At 45.3% G+C, this 18,409-nt stretch carries 11 protein-coding genes; 7 read left to right on the top strand and 4 right to left on the bottom strand.

The features are described 5' to 3' along the window. Nucleotides 1-655: 655 nt before the first annotated feature. Nucleotides 656-1,084, bottom strand: a complete 429-nt coding sequence (gene tnpA / locus AC6RV6_RS00865) for an IS200/IS605 family transposase (protein WP_500238345.1) — start codon at nucleotides 1,082-1,084, stop codon at nucleotides 656-658. Nucleotides 1,085-1,537: 453 nt separating this feature from the next. Here tnpA and AC6RV6_RS00860 point away from each other — a divergent pair, with 453 nt between their 5' ends. The 6 genes from AC6RV6_RS00860 to AC6RV6_RS00835 all read left to right on the top strand — a co-directional run bounded on the left by AC6RV6_RS00860 (nucleotide 1,538) and on the right by AC6RV6_RS00835 (nucleotide 10,220). After that, nucleotides 1,538-4,930 (top strand): DEAD/DEAH box helicase family protein, encoded by a 3,393-nt coding sequence (locus AC6RV6_RS00860; protein ID WP_500238146.1) that lies wholly within the window; start codon nucleotides 1,538-1,540, stop codon nucleotides 4,928-4,930. 112 nt (nucleotides 4,931-5,042) lie between these two features. Then, nucleotides 5,043-6,131: a GDP-mannose 4,6-dehydratase gene (gmd, locus tag AC6RV6_RS00855; RefSeq protein WP_500238142.1), complete on the top strand. Its 1,089-nt coding sequence runs from the start codon at nucleotides 5,043-5,045 to the stop codon at nucleotides 6,129-6,131. 47 nt (nucleotides 6,132-6,178) lie between these two features. Further along, the gene (locus AC6RV6_RS00850) at nucleotides 6,179-7,117 is read left to right on the top strand and encodes a GDP-L-fucose synthase family protein (protein WP_500238140.1); all 939 of its coding nucleotides are present in this window, start codon (nucleotides 6,179-6,181) and stop codon (nucleotides 7,115-7,117) included. A 65-nt stretch (nucleotides 7,118-7,182) separates the two neighbouring features. After that, nucleotides 7,183-8,310 carry a tetratricopeptide repeat protein gene (locus AC6RV6_RS00845; RefSeq protein WP_500238138.1) on the top strand — a complete coding sequence of 376 codons (1,128 nt, stop codon included), beginning with the start codon at nucleotides 7,183-7,185 and terminating at the stop codon, nucleotides 8,308-8,310. Between the two features lie 16 nt (nucleotides 8,311-8,326). After that, a complete protein-coding gene (locus AC6RV6_RS00840) occupies nucleotides 8,327-9,580 on the top strand; it encodes a pentapeptide repeat-containing protein (protein WP_500238137.1) in 1,254 nt (417 codons plus the stop codon). A gap of 55 nt (nucleotides 9,581-9,635) precedes the next feature. After that, entirely contained in the window at nucleotides 9,636-10,220 is a 585-nt protein-coding gene (locus AC6RV6_RS00835; protein ID WP_500238136.1) for a hypothetical protein, read from the top strand. Nucleotides 10,221-10,255: 35 nt separating this feature from the next. Here AC6RV6_RS00835 and AC6RV6_RS00830 read toward each other — a convergent pair whose 3' ends face one another. Beyond that, nucleotides 10,256-11,092 (bottom strand): metal ABC transporter permease, encoded by an 837-nt coding sequence (locus tag AC6RV6_RS00830; protein WP_500238135.1) that lies wholly within the window; start codon nucleotides 11,090-11,092, stop codon nucleotides 10,256-10,258. 23 nt (nucleotides 11,093-11,115) lie between these two features. Beyond that, nucleotides 11,116-11,871, bottom strand: coding sequence for a metal ABC transporter ATP-binding protein (locus AC6RV6_RS00825; protein ID WP_500238133.1), 756 nt, complete (start codon nucleotides 11,869-11,871; stop codon nucleotides 11,116-11,118). Nucleotides 11,872-12,003: 132 nt separating this feature from the next. Between AC6RV6_RS00825 and AC6RV6_RS00820 the strand changes: the two genes are divergently transcribed. Next, nucleotides 12,004-12,960 carry a metal ABC transporter solute-binding protein, Zn/Mn family gene (locus AC6RV6_RS00820; protein WP_500238129.1) on the top strand — a complete coding sequence of 319 codons (957 nt, stop codon included), beginning with the start codon at nucleotides 12,004-12,006 and terminating at the stop codon, nucleotides 12,958-12,960. 21 nt (nucleotides 12,961-12,981) lie between these two features. On the opposite strand, the gene AC6RV6_RS00815 is transcribed toward AC6RV6_RS00820, so the two are convergent. Next, on the bottom strand, nucleotides 12,982-18,192 hold the full coding sequence (locus AC6RV6_RS00815) for a PAS domain S-box protein (RefSeq protein ID WP_500238128.1): 5,211 nt from the start codon (nucleotides 18,190-18,192) through the stop codon (nucleotides 12,982-12,984). Nucleotides 18,193-18,409: the final 217 nt, after the last annotated feature.

The following is an 18,409-nucleotide window of genomic DNA, read 5'->3' as shown; positions in this document are numbered from 1 at the left end:
AGCTATATCCCCCTCCGCCGAGGATTAAAAATCCCCGTCTCATACGGAAAAATCCATTAAAATGGATTAAACGCGCGATCGTATTTTATCGGATGAGGTGACAGGAATAAATCATGGTGATATCCGGATCCGCCGAGGATTAAAAATCCCCGTCTCATCCGAAAAATCCATTAAAATGGATTGAACGCGCGATCGTATTTTATCGGATGAGGTGACAGTAATAAATCATGGTGATATCCGAATCCGCCGAGGATTAAAAATCCCCGTCTCATACAAAAAATCCATTAAAATGGATTGAACGCGCGATCGTATTTTATCGGATGAGGTGACAGTAATAAATCATGGTGATATCCGAATCCGCCGAGGATTAAAAATCCCCGTCTCATACAAAAAATCCATTAAAATGGATTGAACGCGCGATCGTATTTTATCGGATGAGGTGACAGTAATAAATCATGGTGATATCCGAATCCGCCGAGGATTAAAAATCCCCGTCTCATACAAAAAATCCATTAAAATGGATTGAACGCGCGATCGTATTTTATTCACGATTATGACCCGAGTCCTCTTGAGAGGACTTTTCATATGAGGCAGGGAATTCTATTCCCTGACGGATCTGACGGATCTTGTATGAAGCAAGACACGCTATTTTTTGTCAGATATTTGGCGGATCGTCTCGATTTTGGATAATTTCCAAAGCTGCGATCGCCGTTTTATTCGCATGATGTTGTTTTTGATTTTGAACGTAAGCGATCGCGCGATCGAGTTGTTTGCCACCGAGAGAAAAAATGCCATAACCTTCCTGCCAAGCAAATTGTAAAGAATAATCGGTTATGTTATTTAAAAAACGAGAGCTGCTGCCTTTAATCTTCTTCACAAATTCCGCGATCGCCAATTTGGGTGGAATTGAAACAATTAAATGAATATGGTCTTCAATACCTCCAATTGCATGAACGATGCAACCCAGCGAATCGGCTTTATTGATAAGATAAGGATATAATTTTGTTTCTTTAGTTTGGGTTAAATAAGGATAGCGGTTTTTTGTTGCCCAAACCAAATGATAATACAAACGCCAATATGCCATTTTATGAAATTGTCTTGATTTGCGATCGCATTTTATCGGATGAGGTGACAGGAATAAATCATGGTGATATCCGAATCCGCCAGGGATTAAAAATCCCTGTCTCATACAAAAAATCCCTTAAAATGGATTGACCGCGCGATCGCTATTTTATTCACGATATAACCCGAGTCCTCTTGAGAGGACTTTTCCTATGAGACAGGGAATTCTATTCCCTGACGGATTATCGATAAAACCGACAGAGTGTAAACAAGAAATAACAGCTATATCCCCCTCCGCCGAGGATTAAAAATCCCCGTCTCATACAAAAAATCCCTTAAAATGGATTGAACGCGCGATCGCTATTTTATTCACGATATAAGATTTAGTCCTCTTCAGAGGACTTCTCATATGAGGCAGGGAATTCTATTCCCTGACGGATCTGACGGATCGCAAACGAGAACAAGTATCTCAATCATGCCCTCAAACTTCACCTTTCTCAAACCCGACTTTCCCCAACTCTTCGACCACGCCGCCAACGCCGAAGGATTGGTCTATAGCGCCCCTCGCGCCAGTTGTTTCTATTGTCGTTTTACCCTCGAGCAAGCCGTCATCTGGCTCTACGATAACGACCCTTACTTAAAACTTCCCTACGATACTAACCTCAGCGCCCTCATTCACGAGAGCACCTTTCAAGATAATCTTTCCCGCGAACTCCGTCCCAAACTCCGCACCATCCAAAAAATGGGTAACGTTGCCGTCCATCGTGCCGTTACCGTCAGCAAAAAAGACGCTCTCCACCTGATCGAAGAACTCTTTCACTGCCTTTATTGGCTCTGTCGCTACTATTCCCCTAACGGTAGAAATCTCGGTAAACTCGACTTTAATCCCAAACTCATCCCGCAAACTCAAGGACAAGCAGAATTAACCCGACAAGAATTGCAAAAACGCGATCGCGAACTCTCTCAAACCCAAGAGATGAAGCGCATCGCCGAAGAGAGACGCAAACAAACCGAAAGCGAACTCGCTGCCGTTAAAGCCCAACTGAATGCCCTCCTCACTGCGAATAAAACCCAAGGCGATCGCCACGACTACAACGAAAAGCAAACCCGAGATCGCCTCATCGATGTCATGCTCAAAGAAATGGGTTGGGATCTCGCTCATCCCGATGCGATCGAGTATCCCGTAACAGGAATGCCCAAATCTGTTAACCCTTCCGGAAAAGGAAGAATCGATTACGTCCTTTGGGATGATAACGGTTTACCTTTGGCTGTCGTCGAAGCCAAACGCACCCGCAAAAACGTCCGAGAGGGACAACAACAGGCCAAACTTTACGCCGACTGCCTCGAAAGAAAATTCGGTCAACGTCCGATTATTTTCTATAGTAACGGTTATGAGACCTACATCTGGGACGATCGCAACTATCCCCCCCGAGAAATTCACGGTTTCCTGAAAAAAGACGAATTGCAATATCGCATTTGGCAACGCGACAACACTAAACCTTTAGATAGCGTAGACATTAACCTCGATATTGCTGGAGGCGATCGCATCTATCAAACCGAAGCCATTCATCGCATGCGGGAAACCTTCAGCCAACGCAACCGTAAAGCCTTACTCGTCATGGCTACCGGTACCGGCAAAACCCGCACCGCGATCGCCCTCGTCGATATCCTCATGAGTGCCAACTGGGTGAAGCGAGTATTATTCCTCGCCGATCGCAAAACCCTCGTGACCCAAGCACAACGGGCATTTAATAAGCACTTACCCGATATCAATACCGTCAACTTACTGAAAGAAAAAGACATCGCCGGAGCAAACGCCATCTTTTCCACCTATCCCACCATCATGAACGAAATTAACAAAGTGGAGAAAGAAGGCAGAAAAATCGGCCCCGGCTACTTCGATCTGGTGATTCTCGACGAAGCACACCGCAGCGTTTACAAAAAATATCGCTATCTTTTTGATTACTTCGATACCCTCCTCCTGGGACTCACCGCCACCCCCAGAGATGAAGTCAACCGCGACACTTATCAAATCTTCAACCTCGAACCCGGTAATCCCACCTTTGCCTACGAACTCGGCGAGGCGATCGCAGACGGTCATCTCGTCCCCCCGAAAGGAATTAACGTCCCCTTTAAATTCCTGCGAACCGGTATAAAATACAATGAACTTTCCCCCGCAGAACAAGAAGAATACGAAGAGAAATTTACCGACCCAGAAACCGGAGAAATTCCCGCAGCGATCGAACCCAAAGCCGTCAATGATTGGCTCTTTAACGGCGATACCATCGACCAAGCCCTCGAAATCCTCATGGAATTGGGGTTACGGGTCGATGGAGGCGATCGCCTCGGCAAAACCATTATTTTCGCCCGCAACCACAACCACGCCGTTAAAATCGAAGAACATTTCAATCAAAATTATCCCCACTATAAAGGTGCATTCGCCAGAATTATTGACAGTCACGACAACTACGCTCAAACGATTTTAGATGACTTTTCCGAAAAGAATAAAGACCCCGCGATCGCCATTTCCGTCGATATGCTGGATACTGGGGTAGACGTGCCGGAAGTAGTCAATTTAGTCTTTTTCAAACCCGTTTACTCCCGCGTCAAATTCAACCAAACGATCGGACGAGGAACCCGTCTCTGTCCCGATCTATTCGGCATCGATCGCCACAAACAAGAATTTTTCATTTTCGATCTCTGCGGTAACTTCGAGTATTTTCAGCAACAAGTGAGAGAAGCAGAAGGAAAACCCGCCGACAGCCTGACCGCAAAAATCTTTAAAACTCACCTCAAACTCTATCAACAATTGAACGATTCGCCAGAACTGGTAGAATTGAGAAGAGAAATCGGCGATCGCCTCCACACCCATATCGCCAGCATGGAACCGCAAAACTTTATCGTTCGCCGTCACTTAAAAGAAGTGGAAACCTTTTCCCAACGCGATCGATGGGCAAAACTCGACCGCAAAGACCTGCGAATCCTCGGGGATATCCTCTCCCATCTCCCCAACCAACTCCCCCGAGAAAACCCCCTGATAAAGCACTTCGATCTGCTTTGCGGCCAAATCCAACTCGCCATCTTGTCAAACCATCCCAACTTTATAGCCTTGCGAGATAAAGTGAGGGATTTACTCGATAACCTCGAACAAAAACGAACGATTCCCATGATTCAAGTGCAACTACCCTCGATCGAAGCCGTGAGAGAGGAAGAATGGTGGCAAGATGTCACCCTGCCTATCGTAGAATCCCTGCGAAAAAATCTGCGAGACTTGATGCAGTTTATCGATCGCCAAACCGAACCCATCATTTACACCGACTTTCAAGACGAACTGGGAGACCTCGACGAAACAGAAGTTCCCATCCAACAAACCGGCTTCAGTCCCCAACAGTACCGCAAAAAAGTAGAGACATATATTAGAAATAATAAAGACCACGTAGCAATTGCCAAACTGCGGCACAATCTCCCTCTCACCGAAACAGACTTGCGTTCTCTCGAAACCATGCTATTCGCTGAAGAAGGTTTAGAAAGTCGGCAAAAATTCACCGAAGTCTGTCCCGAGGAAGCCCAAAATTTACCGCGTTTTATCTGTTCTCTGGTGGGATTGGATCGTACTGCCGCGAAAAAAGCCTTTGCCCAATACCTTGACCGCCAACACTTTAACGCCAATCAAATTCGTTTTGTCGAACAAATTATCGACTTGCTGACCCAACAAGGGACTATCGAGCCTTCCCGACTCTACAAACCCCCCTTTACTGATTTCCATAGCGACGGCCTTGATGGGGTTTTTGGCGATCGCGATGCGGATAATCTGATCGAGATCGCGCGATCGTTCCCTCGGGCAGTTGAGATGAAATTTGGGGCGTAGAAGACAAACCCCAGACTCCTAACAGTTTTTTCTGCTCGAATCTTCGCGATCGCCGGATCGAGCATCGGTTAGAATTATTAACGGTTAAGTGTTAACGATTGGCTGAAAACGCATGACGCAAGCAAAGAAAGCCCTAATCACGGGAATTACCGGTCAAGATGGTTCTTATTTAAGCGAACTCTTACTTGAAGAAGGTTATGAGGTTCATGGAATTATCCGGCGAACTTCTACATTTAATACGGATCGAATCGATCATATTTATGTCGATCCTCATAGTGAAGGAGCAAGATTTTTCCTTCACTATGGCGATCTCACGGATGGAACGACGTTGGGGCGCATCGTTGAAGAAATTCAACCCAATGAAATCTATAATTTGGGCGCTCAATCTCACGTCCGAGTTAGTTTTGATTCTCCAGAATACACCGTTGATTCTGTGGCCATGGGAACCCTGCGACTCTTAGAAGCCGTGCGGGATTACCAACAGCGTACCGGTCAAGAAGTCCGCTACTATCAAGCAGGTTCTTCAGAAATGTTTGGTAAGGTGCAGGACGTTCCTCAAAAAGAAACCACTCCCTTTTATCCGCGCAGTCCCTACTCTTGTGCGAAGGTTTACGCCCACTGGCAAACGATTAATTATCGCGAATCCTACAATCTCTTTGCTTGTAATGGAATTTTGTTTAACCATGAAAGTCCTCGTCGTGGCGAAACTTTTGTGACTCGCAAAATCACTCGTGCAGTAGCTCGCATCGTTGCCGGACAACAAAAAGACCTCTATTTAGGGAATTTGGATTCCAAACGAGATTGGGGCTATGCCAAAGATTACGTGCGGGCAATGTGGCTGATGTTGCAACAAGAGAAGCCCGATGATTACGTGATTGCCATGAATGAAACCCACTCGATTCACGAGTTTCTCGATTTGGCCTTTAGTTATGTCAATTTGAACTGGAAAGATTACGTAAAGTTCGATCCCCGCTATTTGCGTCCAGCCGAGGTGGATTTGCTCATCGGCGATTGCACGAAAGCGAAAGAGCAACTGGGTTGGCAACCTTCGGTTTCTTTTGAAGAATTGGTGCATTTAATGGTAGAAGCAGATTTAGCCGCCTTGGGACAGTCTTCCCCCAATAAAACCGATGCGATCGCGCAAAAATTAGTGGAAGATAATGCCTACATCCGGCAAAATAGGGGCAAGACTGTCGATTAAACCGAGAAATTTAAACTGACGAAATTGACGAGAGGGAAGAAAACGCAATGCTAGATTTACGGGATAAGCGGATCGTCGTCACTGGCGGTGCGGGGTTTTTGGGCAAACAAGTGATTGCCCAATTACATCAAGCTGGAGTCAAGCCAGAGAAAATTTTTGTGCCGCGATCGCAAGAATTCGATCTCTGCACCTTGGCAGCTTGTCAAAAGGTCGTCCAAAACCAAGATATTGTGATTCACTTGGCGGCTCACGTCGGTGGGATTGGTCTTAATCGAGAAAAACCCGCCGATTTGTTTTATGACAACTTAATGATGGGGACGCAACTCATTCACGAAGCTCACAAAGCAGGAGTCGAGAAATTTGTCTGCGTGGGAACGATTTGTGCCTATCCCAAATTTACCCCCGTTCCGTTTAAGGAAGACGACCTTTGGAATGGCTATCCAGAAGAAACCAACGCCCCCTATGGCATTGCCAAAAAAGCCCTTTTAGTTCAACTCGAATCCTATCGACAGCAGTACGGGTTTAATGGGGTGTATCTACTGCCCGTAAATCTCTACGGGCCTGAAGATAATTTCGATCCTCGCAGTTCTCACGTCATCCCCGCTTTGATTCGTAAAGTTTACGAAGCACAAAAACGAGGAGATAAAACGTTACCCGTTTGGGGCGATGGTTCTCCCACGCGAGAATTTTTGTACTCCACCGATGCGGCGCGAGGAATTGTCATGGCGACGCAAAAATATAATCAATCTTTACCCGTGAATTTGGGAACAAATCGAGAGATTTCCATTCGAGATCTGGTAGAACTCATTTGCCAACTCATGGCATTTGAGGGGGAAATTATTTGGGAAACAGATAAGCCTAACGGCCAACCCCGACGGTGTTTGGATACCCAACGCGCTAAAGAAAAATTTGGCTTTGTTGCGGAAGTCGGCTTTGAAGAAGGCTTGAAAAACACCATCGAATGGTATCGAAAAAATGCGGAATAGGTAATGGGTAATGGGCAATGGGTAATTGCCCGCCGTTTACTGTTTACTATTTTTGATTAAAACCAATGGGCCAAGCAATCGTTCCTCGAATTATTTTCGCGCTTTTAACAGGGTTGTGTACTACCGGATTTATTCTCATTAATCCAGTCCCGATGCTCGCCCAATATTCACCTCAAAATCAACAACTCAACGATCTCTTGCGTCAAGCGCGAGATTTTGCCGATGCCGGCGATTACGATCGCGCGATCGCAACCTACGAACAAGCGGCATATTACGATCGCCGCAATGCCAAAATTTACTCGGGCATCGGTTATCTCCGCACCCTACAAGGGCAATACCGAGAAGCCTCTCGCGCCTATCAACAAGCCCTCGCGATCGAGAGTAACAATCCCGATTTTCAATATGCCTACGCTTATTGTTTGGCGCAGATGCGGGACAATCGCAACGCCATCCGCGCCTATCAACGGGCGATCCAACTCGATCGCCGCAATCTCAAAAGCTATATCGGTTTGGGAGTTGTCCTCATGCGGGAAGGCTACCACGATCGCGCTTTACAAGTGTACGAGCGCATCGCACCGGAAAATCCCGGAGATGGCAGCGTTTACGGGTTGATGTCCACGGCACTGTTAGAACTCGATCGCCCCCGAGAAGCGATCGATCGCTTGCAGCGTGCCGTACAACGCTATCCCAATAACGCGCAATTGTGGCTGCAATTGGGGATTTTTCTGGCAGGGCTGACTGAAAATGAAGAGGCTGCATTAATGGCCCTCGAAAGAGCGGCTCGCTTGAATCCCAACGATCCTCGCGCCCAGTTGCAAATTGGCTGGATATTCCAAGAACAAGGACAAGAGGAGCGAGCAAGAGCGATGTTTAATAAAGCCTCTCTCTCGGGTTACGATTCCTTTGCGGTTCAAATGGAAATCGGGAATATTTTTCTCGAGCAAGATTCTTATTTGACGGCGACGATTGCTTACCGTCGCGCCGTCCAACTTGCGCCCAATAATCCCGAAGCCTTTTATAAACTCGGTTTGGTTCTCAAAGCAAGAAATCGCCGAGAAGAAGCGATGGCAGCTTGGAATCGCGCGATCGCACTATATCGTCGTCAAGGCGATCGCGCGGGTATCCAAAAAATTCAAGCCTTATTAGATGAGGAAGAAAGCACTCGCGAGCGAGTTTTTGAACCGTTTAATTAATTGTAGGGAAAACACCATGCGATCGGGTTTATTGTTCTTATTTTTCTCTATTCTTTGGGCTACTCCTGCTTACGCGGCCAATCCCGCCCATATCGAGCGCTTATTAAATACTAACTCTTGTCCTCGGTGCGATCTCAGAGAAGCGCAACTTGCTCGAGCCGAGTTAGTTGGTGCTGATTTACAAGATGCCAATTTAGAAGGTGCGGATTTAAGCGGCGCAAATTTACAAAGTGCTAATTTGCGCCGTGCCAAGTTAAATGGGGCGCGGTTGGTTTTTGCGGATTTAGTGGGTGCCAATTTACGATTGGCATGGTTTAACCCTATTGGCAAAAATGAAGAAAGAAGGGTTGCAAATTTAGATAGTGCTAATTTACAGGGTGCGGATTTGTCCTCGGCACGATTAGAATTTGCTTTGTTAAATCGGGCCAATTTAAAGAATGTGAATTTAGCTTTTGCCCGATTATTTGCTTCGGATTTGAGGCAGGCAAAACTCGATGATAGTTTCTTGGGTGGTGCTAATTTTTCAAATGCGAATTTAGCGCAAGCCAGTTTAAAAAGAACCGATGCGAGAGGCACGGTTTTTACTAGCGCCAATCTCGATCGCGCTATTTTAACCTTAAGCGATCTGAGAAATAGTAACTTTCAAAGTGCCGTTTTACAAGGTGTCACAGCGAGGGCGACAAATTGGGCGGGCGCAAATTTAATTCGGGCTACATTACAAGAAGCAAATTTTAAAGGGGCTGGTTTTGTTAAGGCCAATTTAACGCAAGCCAATTTGAGTCGCGGTATTTTTCAAGATGCTAGTTTTAATTGGGCTAACTTAGAAGCAGTCAATTTAGAAGCGGCCAATTTAACGCGGGCAAAACTAGCGATCGCGGACTTAACCGACGCGAATTTAATTGGCGCAAGATTACCTTCTGCTTATCTGCACGGAACAAATTTGGTTAACAGCGATCTTAGTGGTGCGGATTTATCTTATGCGACCTTGAGAACAGCCAAATTAACTGATACTATCTTTGTTGGCAGTACATTAGAAAAAGCCGATTTAAGTCAAGCAGAATTAATGAATGCAGATCTCAGCTACACGAATTTGCGAGAAGCAAAATTAATTGATGCTAACCTAGAACGAGCAAATCTCAGTGATGCCAATTTACAACTTGCCGATCTCAGTGGAGCCATCCTTTTAGATGCCAATTTAACCCGCGCCGATCTCACCGATACTATCTTCAAAGGTGCAACTTGGGTCACTTCAATGAACAGTAATCAGTAATCAGTAATCAGTAATCAGTAAATCGCAAATACCCCATTACTCATTATCTAATAAAATGAATACACCGAGTCATTATGTTTTTAATCTTGCCCTCATGGGAACGGCGCTTGCACCGGAGGCAAAAATTGCCATTACGGTAGGTTCAATGTTACCCGATGCGCCGATTTTTGTCTTTTATGCGGTTGCTAAATTCATTTATAGATTGCCAGAGCAACAAATTTGGGGTGAAGCATATTACGAACCATCTTGGCATAATATCATTGCTTTATCTCATTCTATTCCTGTTGCTGCGATCGCCGTTCTCATCTGTCTTTATTTTCGGTGGAAAATGGCGGCGATTCTTTTTGGAAGCATGATTCTTCATTCCTTATTTGATTTGCCTTTTCACCATGATGACGCACACCGTCATTTCTTTCCTTTTCACGATTATCGCTTCATCAGTCCAATTTCTTATTGGGATCCTCGGCATCATGGAACTTGGGTGGCGTTGGCAGAATTGCTTTTAGTTTTAATCGCAACGCCGTTTGTTTTTAAAATGCTCGATACGCGAGTCGCAAAGATAATTCTGGTTTCGATTAATGTGATTTATATTGCAGCTTATTTGCGTTTTTATGTATTTCGTGGTGGTTTTTCGTTTTAGCCAAGGGCTATTGTTTCAACTTAGATATTGATAATTTAATTGTTCATTGAAAAAATTCCTTGAGTTGGACTGAATAAAAAGGCTAAAATAAATAAGCCTGTTGCTACTAAAACGATCGCGGGACCGGAAGGCAAATTATAAAAATAGCTGAGATACATGCCGCTAATACTGGAAATTATACCAAAACCCACGCCCACTAACATCATATGGTGCAAGCGAGTGACTAATAAATAAGCTGTGGCTGCGGGGGTAATGAGCAGAGAAAGAACTAAAATAACCCCAACGGCTTTTAAACTGGCAACAATGGTCATACCAATGAGAATCATTAAGCTAAAATCAAGAAGGCCAACCGGCAATCCGACGGCTTGTGCGCCAAGTTTATCAAAGGTATAAAAGAGAAGTTCTTTATAGAGGAGAAAAACAATCGCTAAAACAATAAGTGCAATAATGAGCGTGTCGCGAACATCCCCTAGGGTTACTCCGAGAATATTGCCAAAGAGAAAGTGATTGAGATCGATTTTATTGTCTTTTTGGATAACGGTGATGAGGGTAATACCGAGGGCAAAGAAAGCAGAGAAAACAATACCCATTGCAGCATCTTCTTTGATTTGCGATCGCGTGCGAATGATATTAATAAAAACCGTACTGAGAATCCCAGCAATAAATGCACCGATGAAAATATTGGCTCCAACCATAAAAGCGATCGCCAGTCCGGGTAAGACGGAATGGCTGATGGCATCACCCAACAAAGCGAGACGCTGTACCATGAGGTAACATCCCACAACTGCACAAATAATGCCGACGATGACAGCAACGATTAGCGATCGCTGCATGAATCCATATTGTAAAGGTTCGATAAGAGCGTTTAACATTACAATCGATTTTAAATTAAAAATTAAGCAGCAAAGTGAGTAGAGTTTTCAGAAAAGAAAGCAACTTTCCCACCGTAAGCGCGATATAAGTTTTCTTCTTGTAAAACAGTTTGTCGTTGTCCGACGGAAATTAATTCTTTATTCAATAAAATCAAATCGTCAAAGTTAGTTATTGATTCGCCAAGATCGTGATTGACGACTAAGACAATATTTCCCGCATCTGCTAACTCGCGGAAAATATTAAATAAAATGGCTTCGGTTTTGCGATCGACTCCGACAAAAGGTTCGTCAAAAAAGAAAATTTCGGCTTCTTGTGCTAAAGAACGTGCTAAAAAAACGCGCTGTTGCTGTCCTCCCGATAATTGTCCGATGGGACGATTTTTAAACTCTAGCATTCCCACCCGCGAAAGGGCTTCTTTAGCAATACGATGACTCACGATGGAAAAACGATGAAACCAGCCTGTTTTTTTGACTCGTCCCATCATGACGACATCCCATACTGTCGCGGGATAACTCCAATCAATTTGCGTCCGTTGGGGGACGTAAGCAACCCGATCCAATTGCTTTTGCAAAGCGCGATCGCCGTACATAACTGGCTGTCCTCCGGCGGGAATTAATCCTAACATGGCCTTGAGTAATGTACTTTTTCCCGCCCCATTGGGACCGATCGCTGCCGTCAGCCGTCCCGGTTGCAAATCAAGGCTAATTTCTCGCAAGGCTTCTAAGGTACGGTATCTCACCCCTAAATTTTTGACTGCGATCGCATTCGTTCCGTCCATTTTTTTTCTTCCGTTTGCTGTGAATGAGAGGGCAAATATTAAACCTCTACAGATCGACTCTAGCAGAAAATGAAAAGAATATGATAAAGATTATGAAAGGAATATGATAAAGATTGTAACGGAGACACGAGAATGATGACTCGCATTTGGGGAAACAAGGTTCGTTGGTCTGCGATCGCTATTATTGCGATGGGAATTTGGCTCAATGGTTGCCAAAGCCCAAAAACCGAAACAGAAAGCAGTCGCCCGCAAGTCGTGGCAACCAGTACTATCATTGCAGATATAACTGAGAAAGTGGGAGGCGAGGAAATCGAACTCAAAGGAATTCTCAAAGCAGGTGACGATCCTCACCTTTACGAACCCGTCCCCCAAGATACCATTGCTCTAGAACGTGCCGATCTCATTCTCTACAACGGTTATAACCTCGAACCCGCTCTCATTCGCCTCGTACAAGGAACGGGGGGAAAAGCGATAAAAGTTGCTGTCGGAGAAAAAGCGATCGCTTTACAAAATACCAATTATGGCAATAACGTTCCCGATCCTCACGTTTGGGGAGATGCGAAAAATGGAATATTAATGTTAGAAGCAGTGCGAGATGCGTTAATTGAACTGTCCCCAAGCGATCGCGAAATATTCGAGAAGAATGCGGCAAAACTGCAAGCATCTCTGCAACAATTGGATATTTGGATCGGCGAACAGATCGCCACGATTCCCCCGGAAAATCGCCAACTCGTCACCACTCACGATGCCTTTGAATATTATGCCCGCGCCTACGGATTGGACGTGACAGGGACATTAATTGGTATGAGTACAGAGGAGCAACCCAGCGCTCAAACCGTGAAAAGTCTCTCCGACGCGATTAAAATAGCCAAGATTCCCACAATTTTTGCGGAAACGACCATTAACCCGACTTTAATTGCAACCGTCGCGCAGGAAGCAGGAGTCACATTAAGCGATCGCCAACTCTATTCCGACTCCATTGGTATTGCAGAAAGTGAGGGGGATAGTTATGTTAAAATGCTGGTAGCTAATACCCGCACTATCGTTGAAGGTTTGGGAGGTAAACATACACCTTTTCTCGATCGCTGATAACTGATAACTGATAACTGTTCACTGGTAACTGATAACTGATAACTGTTCACTGTAACAGGGTATTTCAATGATAAATGTAGTTTTACCGGTTTGGGAGGTACAAGATAGTTTACCGTTGTGTTTTTCGGTTACGATCTGATAGCTAATTGATAAACCCAAACCCGTCCCTTTCCCGACCTTTTTGGTGGTGAAAAAGGGATCGAAAAGTTTGGCTCGGGTTGCCTCGCTCATGCCCAATCCATTATCGCTGATACGAATAATAATATTATCTCTTTTGTGTTGGGTTTGGATGCGAATTTGGCTGGGATTTTCCTGCATTTGTTCTCGGGTTCGCGGGCGATCGCGTTCCTCCAAGGCATCGATCGCATTGCCGAGAATATTCATAAACACCTGATTGAGTTGTCCGGCATGGCATTGCACCCGAGGCAATTCGCCATATTCCTTGATCGTTTGGATTTCCGGTCGCCAATCTTGCGCTCGCAAACGAGTTTGTAGAATCATTAAAGTGCTGTCGATTCCTTCATGAAGGTCTACATCTTTCACCTCCGCTTCATCGAGACGAGAGAAAGTTCGCAGAGATTTGACGATTTCTTGAATGCGATCGGTGCCAACGCGCATCGATTGAAAAAGTTTTTGCAAGTCTGTTTTGAGAAACTCGAGATCGATCGCTTCAATTTCATCGCAGATATCGGGATGAGGTTGGGGGTAATGGCCTTGATAAAGGTCGAGTAATCCCATGATATCGCCCATATATCCGTCCGCATGAACGAGATTGCCGTGAATGAAGTTAACAGGGTTGTTAATTTCGTGGGCGACACCCGCCACCATTTGCCCCAAACTGGACATTTTTTCACTTTGAATGAGTTGGGTTTGAGTGTGTTGCAATTTTGTGAGCAAGTCTTCGAGTTCTTCGGCTCTTGCTTGACTTTGAGCGAGGAGATCTGCTTGGTTGACGGCGATCGCGACTTGAGCAACGACGGCTTCGAGAAATTCGATTTCATCATCGTGCCAAGGTCGCACGCTTTGGTGATGAATGCAAGCAATAATGCCAAAATTTCCCCCTTCGGCTCGCACGGGTAACACCAGTATTGATTGATGTCCTAAAGCCGTTAATACGTCTTGCAAAGCCGAATCTTGAACCGTTGAAGTATCATCCAGTCGTAAAATTTGCTGGCGCAGCAATAGTTCCGAAAGTGCGCCGAAATTCACGGCGTGATGCTGGCCGACTAAACTCGGTAGATCGGGATTTTGCACTTCAGCAATCACATTCCAATAGGCTTCGCGAGCATCGCGGATATACCAAGCAAAGTGACAGCGATCGACATTGAGAAAATGCTGAATCTCTCGTACTGTGGTGTTGAGAATGCGATCGAGATCGAGAGATGTGCGAATCTGATTGGCAATTTGATTGAGTAGTTGCTCTTGTAAGGCTTGTTGGTGAATTTGTTCGGCAGATTCAATCAGGGCAATTTCAGCCATTTTACGCTGAGTGTCATTCAAGATCGATCCCATTAAACCAATTGTTTCTCCCTTCTCATTTCGCCAAATTTCTCCCTCTGCGCGAATCCATTGAATGCTTTCATTAGGAAGAACGATCCGATGTTCGATGTTATATTCTCCTTCAGTTTCGAGGGTTTGCGCGATCGCTTGCAAAACCTTATCTCGATCGTCTGGGTGAATTAAAGCAATATAATCTTCAAATGTGCCGCTAAACGCACCGGGTTGTAAACCTAAAATGCTTTCTACTCCATCAGACCAACCGATCTCGTGGGTTTGTCGGTGCCAACGCCAACAGCCCAATTTTCCCGCTTCGAGGGCTGTTTGCAGGAGAACATCTTTCTCTCGCACGGTTTGTTCGGCTTGTATTCGTTCGATTTCTGCGCCTGTCCGAGCGGCAAAAATCTCTAATATAGAAGACTGTATTTCTAAATCTCGTTCCATGGGGGCGGTATCGAGAACCGCAATAAAACCCAATAAATCTCCTTGAGGATTTAAGATCGGAACGCCAGCATAACTTTCTGCTTCAATCTCAACGAGATACGCATCGTCGGGAAATTGAGACTGAAGAGAATGGGGATAACAACACAAATTGCGAGTGTTGACTATATTAAGACAAGGCGTTCCTTTTAGCTCATATTGGAAGTTTTCCCCGACTCTCGAACCGTCCCAAGACGCAAGAGTTTTGGCAATTTGTCCAGTTTCCGTTGATTGTACTTCTACAATGAAAGCATAGCGAACTTCTAGAGCAAAAGAGAGAGATTTGACACAGGCGCGGAAAAAGGCTTCTCCAGTTTGGGAGGCGGTTCCTTCAACAATGGAACGCAAGGCTTGATTTTGATGTTGCCGATCGCGTTCTAAGCGTATTCTCTCGGTGATATCGCGATCGATGCCTCGATAGCCTTGTAAATTGCCCTCAGTATCAAAAATAGGAACGCCACTGGTTTCTAAAATGACGAGATGCCCGTCTTTATGCCGGATCGTATTTTCAATTTGTTCGATCGCCACCCCCGCCTCAATTTGTTCTCTAAAAATCGGGGTGAGTCTTTGCGCTTCTTCGATGGGCATTAAATCAAAAAGAGTTTTGCCAATAATTTCGGTGGCGGTGTAGCCGGTAATCGTTTCCACTTGAGGACTTACGTAAGTATAAACCCCGTGAGAATCGCATTCCCAGATCCAATCATTCAGGGTTTCTACTAAGCCCCGGAAGCGCTCTTCGCTGTGGCGCAGGCGTTCTTCGGCGGCTTTGCGAGCGCTAACATCCGCGACACTCGACCAAATAAGAGATTCTCCATCTTTCTCGACGATCAACCCGGATAAGACCACGGGAACGAGATGGTTATCTTTGTGAATGTACTCTTTTTCATAGGGGCCGTAGCGTCCGGTGGTTTCTAGGCTCTGTAGCTGTTCGGCTTCGCGATCGGCATATTTATCGGGGGTAATCTCCCAATAAGTCAGTTCTAAGGTTTCTGGAATTGTCCGACCCATAATATCAGCATAGGCCGCATTAACTTTCAGGATTTGTCCGTCCATGCGACAGAGTACTAAGCCGATAGGAAACTCATCAAAAAGATAGCGGTTAAAGGCTTCGCTTTCTTGTAAGGCTTGCTCGGCGGCTTTGCGATCGCTAATATCTAAAGCCGTCCCTACAAGGCGATAAATCCGTCCTGTTGCATCTTTGAGGGGATTAATCGTGGTAAAAAACCACATTGTTCCGTTGGGAAAATTGCGACATTCTTCATAAGCAGAGGATTTGCCTTCCGTAACAACGCGCTGCAAATCTCGACTCATAGCGGCGGCTTGTTCTGGCTCAAAAACCTCCCCGATCGCTTTGCCGGCGATCGCTTCGGTTTTGAGTCCCGTCATGGCTTCGGCAGTGCGATTATAACTGCAATAGCGAAATTCTCCTTCTTCATCGACATCCATGACGAAAATTGGGTGAGGAACGCCATCGTAGATATTGCGAAGAAGTTGCTCTTGCTCCAGAATGTGTATTTCTGCTTGTCTAATCTCGCTAATATTAAAAGTCGTGCCGACAATGCGATAGATACGTCCATCGCGATCGCGCAAGGGGATAAATGTAGTTTGCCACCATGTTTGTTGACCGCCTAAGTGCAAACATTCTTCAATTTCAAGCGGTTTGCCTTTGGCAATACACTGCTCAAAACGCGCGCAAATTTCTTTTCCTGCTTCTTCTCCCATCCAGTCTTGGGGGGTTTTGCCGATAATATCTTCTCGTTTTATTTTCGTTGCTGTTTCGCAGGCCATATTACAGCCCAGATAGCGAAAGTCTCGATTTTCAGTCACATCGACGACAAAAATCGGATGGGCAACGCCATCGTAAACGCTGCGGAGAAATTGTTCTTGTTCTTGGAGTTTGAGTTCGGTTTGTTTTTGTTGGCTAATATCGGTGATAATCCCCAAACAGCCGATGACGCGATCGCTTTCGTCTTTAATACTATCAATGCGAATAATTGCGGGAAAGCGACGACCTTGGCGAGAGATTTGCTCGAGTTCTTCGATCGCAGATCCCCCCGTCACCACCGTCGCGATTAAATCGGGGACAATTGCTGGTGTGGGAGAACAAGCAACAATGCCGCCGGTTTGGTTGAACCTTTCTACCGTTTCGCAGCCGTAGAGTTGGGCGTGAGTGGGATTTTGATAGATGAGATTTCCGGTGGGATCGGCAAGGGCGATCGCATCGCTGGAACTTTCTACGGCTCGTTTAAATAAGCGTAATTCTTCTTCGGCCTGCTGGCGATCGCTAATTTCTTGGCGAAGTTCCTGCGTTCTTTCGGCCACTCTTCGCTCTAATTCTTCGTTCAGTTTCTGCTGTGCTAACTCTGCTTGTTTGCGTTGGGTAATATCGCGGCAGATGCAAATAAATGCGCCTTCTTCGGTGACATTGAGAGAAAGTTCTTGGGTAAAGGTACTGCCATCTTTGCACTTGGCGGTCGCTTCTCCTTGCCAAGAGAGGTTTTGTTGCAACAAAGGAAGAACTTCTCTCCCGAAACGTTCGATTTCATCGGTATCGTAAAGGATTTCCCAGCTTTTGCCCAACAGTTCTTCGGGAGTGTCATAACCGAACATTTGGACGTGAGCTTGATTGACATAAATAAATCCCTCTTGCGTCGAGATCCCAATTCCATCCTTGGCATCAGCGATGGCGATCGCCTGTTGTTTGAGTTGTTTGTCGGTGGCAATGCGATCGCTGACATCCGCAAAAGTTCCCAAAATGCCGATAACCTTGCCGCGATCGTCGTGCAAAGGAATTTTATTGGTTTCGAGCCAATGTTGAGAGCCATCGGCCTGTTGTTGGGGTTCGATAATGCCCAATTCTGGCGTATCGGATGTCATGACCCGGCGATCGCATTCCAGAAAAAATTCAGCTTCTTCGGTTTTCCAAGGCAAATCGCGATCGGTTTTGCCCATAATGTCGGTGGGTGAATCCAAACCCGCGAGCGTCGCAAAATATTGATTGCATCCCAAGTAAACAGATTGACGATCTTTCCAAAACACCGCTTGAGGAAGATGATCGATCGCCAAGCGCAAAAAACGTTCTGAGTCAGAAAGTCCCCGTTGCTGTCTTTCTAAATCATGTCGAGTCTGTTGCAGTTCTTGAGATTGTTGGTTGCAACGCTGCTGAATTTCGGCCAACTGCTGTTGCAAGCGTTGGTTGTCTCTCTCGAGTTGGGCAATTCGTTGTCGATTATCTTTGAGTTTCTTGGACATCGATGTTTTCAGCAGGGACTTTCGGCTCAATTCTCAAGATTTCTTCAGAGAATAGATCTCCTGTCCCGTATGCAGACTTTTTCTCTAAACTTTGATTCTCGAGTTTACACGATAATTGTGAAAAACTTGTGAAAATGACCGATGTTGATTATCTCAAAAAGTCCTCAAGATTGGTTCGATTTATTTTTGTCGAATAGGAATTTTAATTCAAGAGGTT

Source organism: Spirulina sp. LEGE 11439 (assembly GCF_059821285.1).
This window is presented reverse-complemented; position numbering and strand designations above follow the sequence as displayed.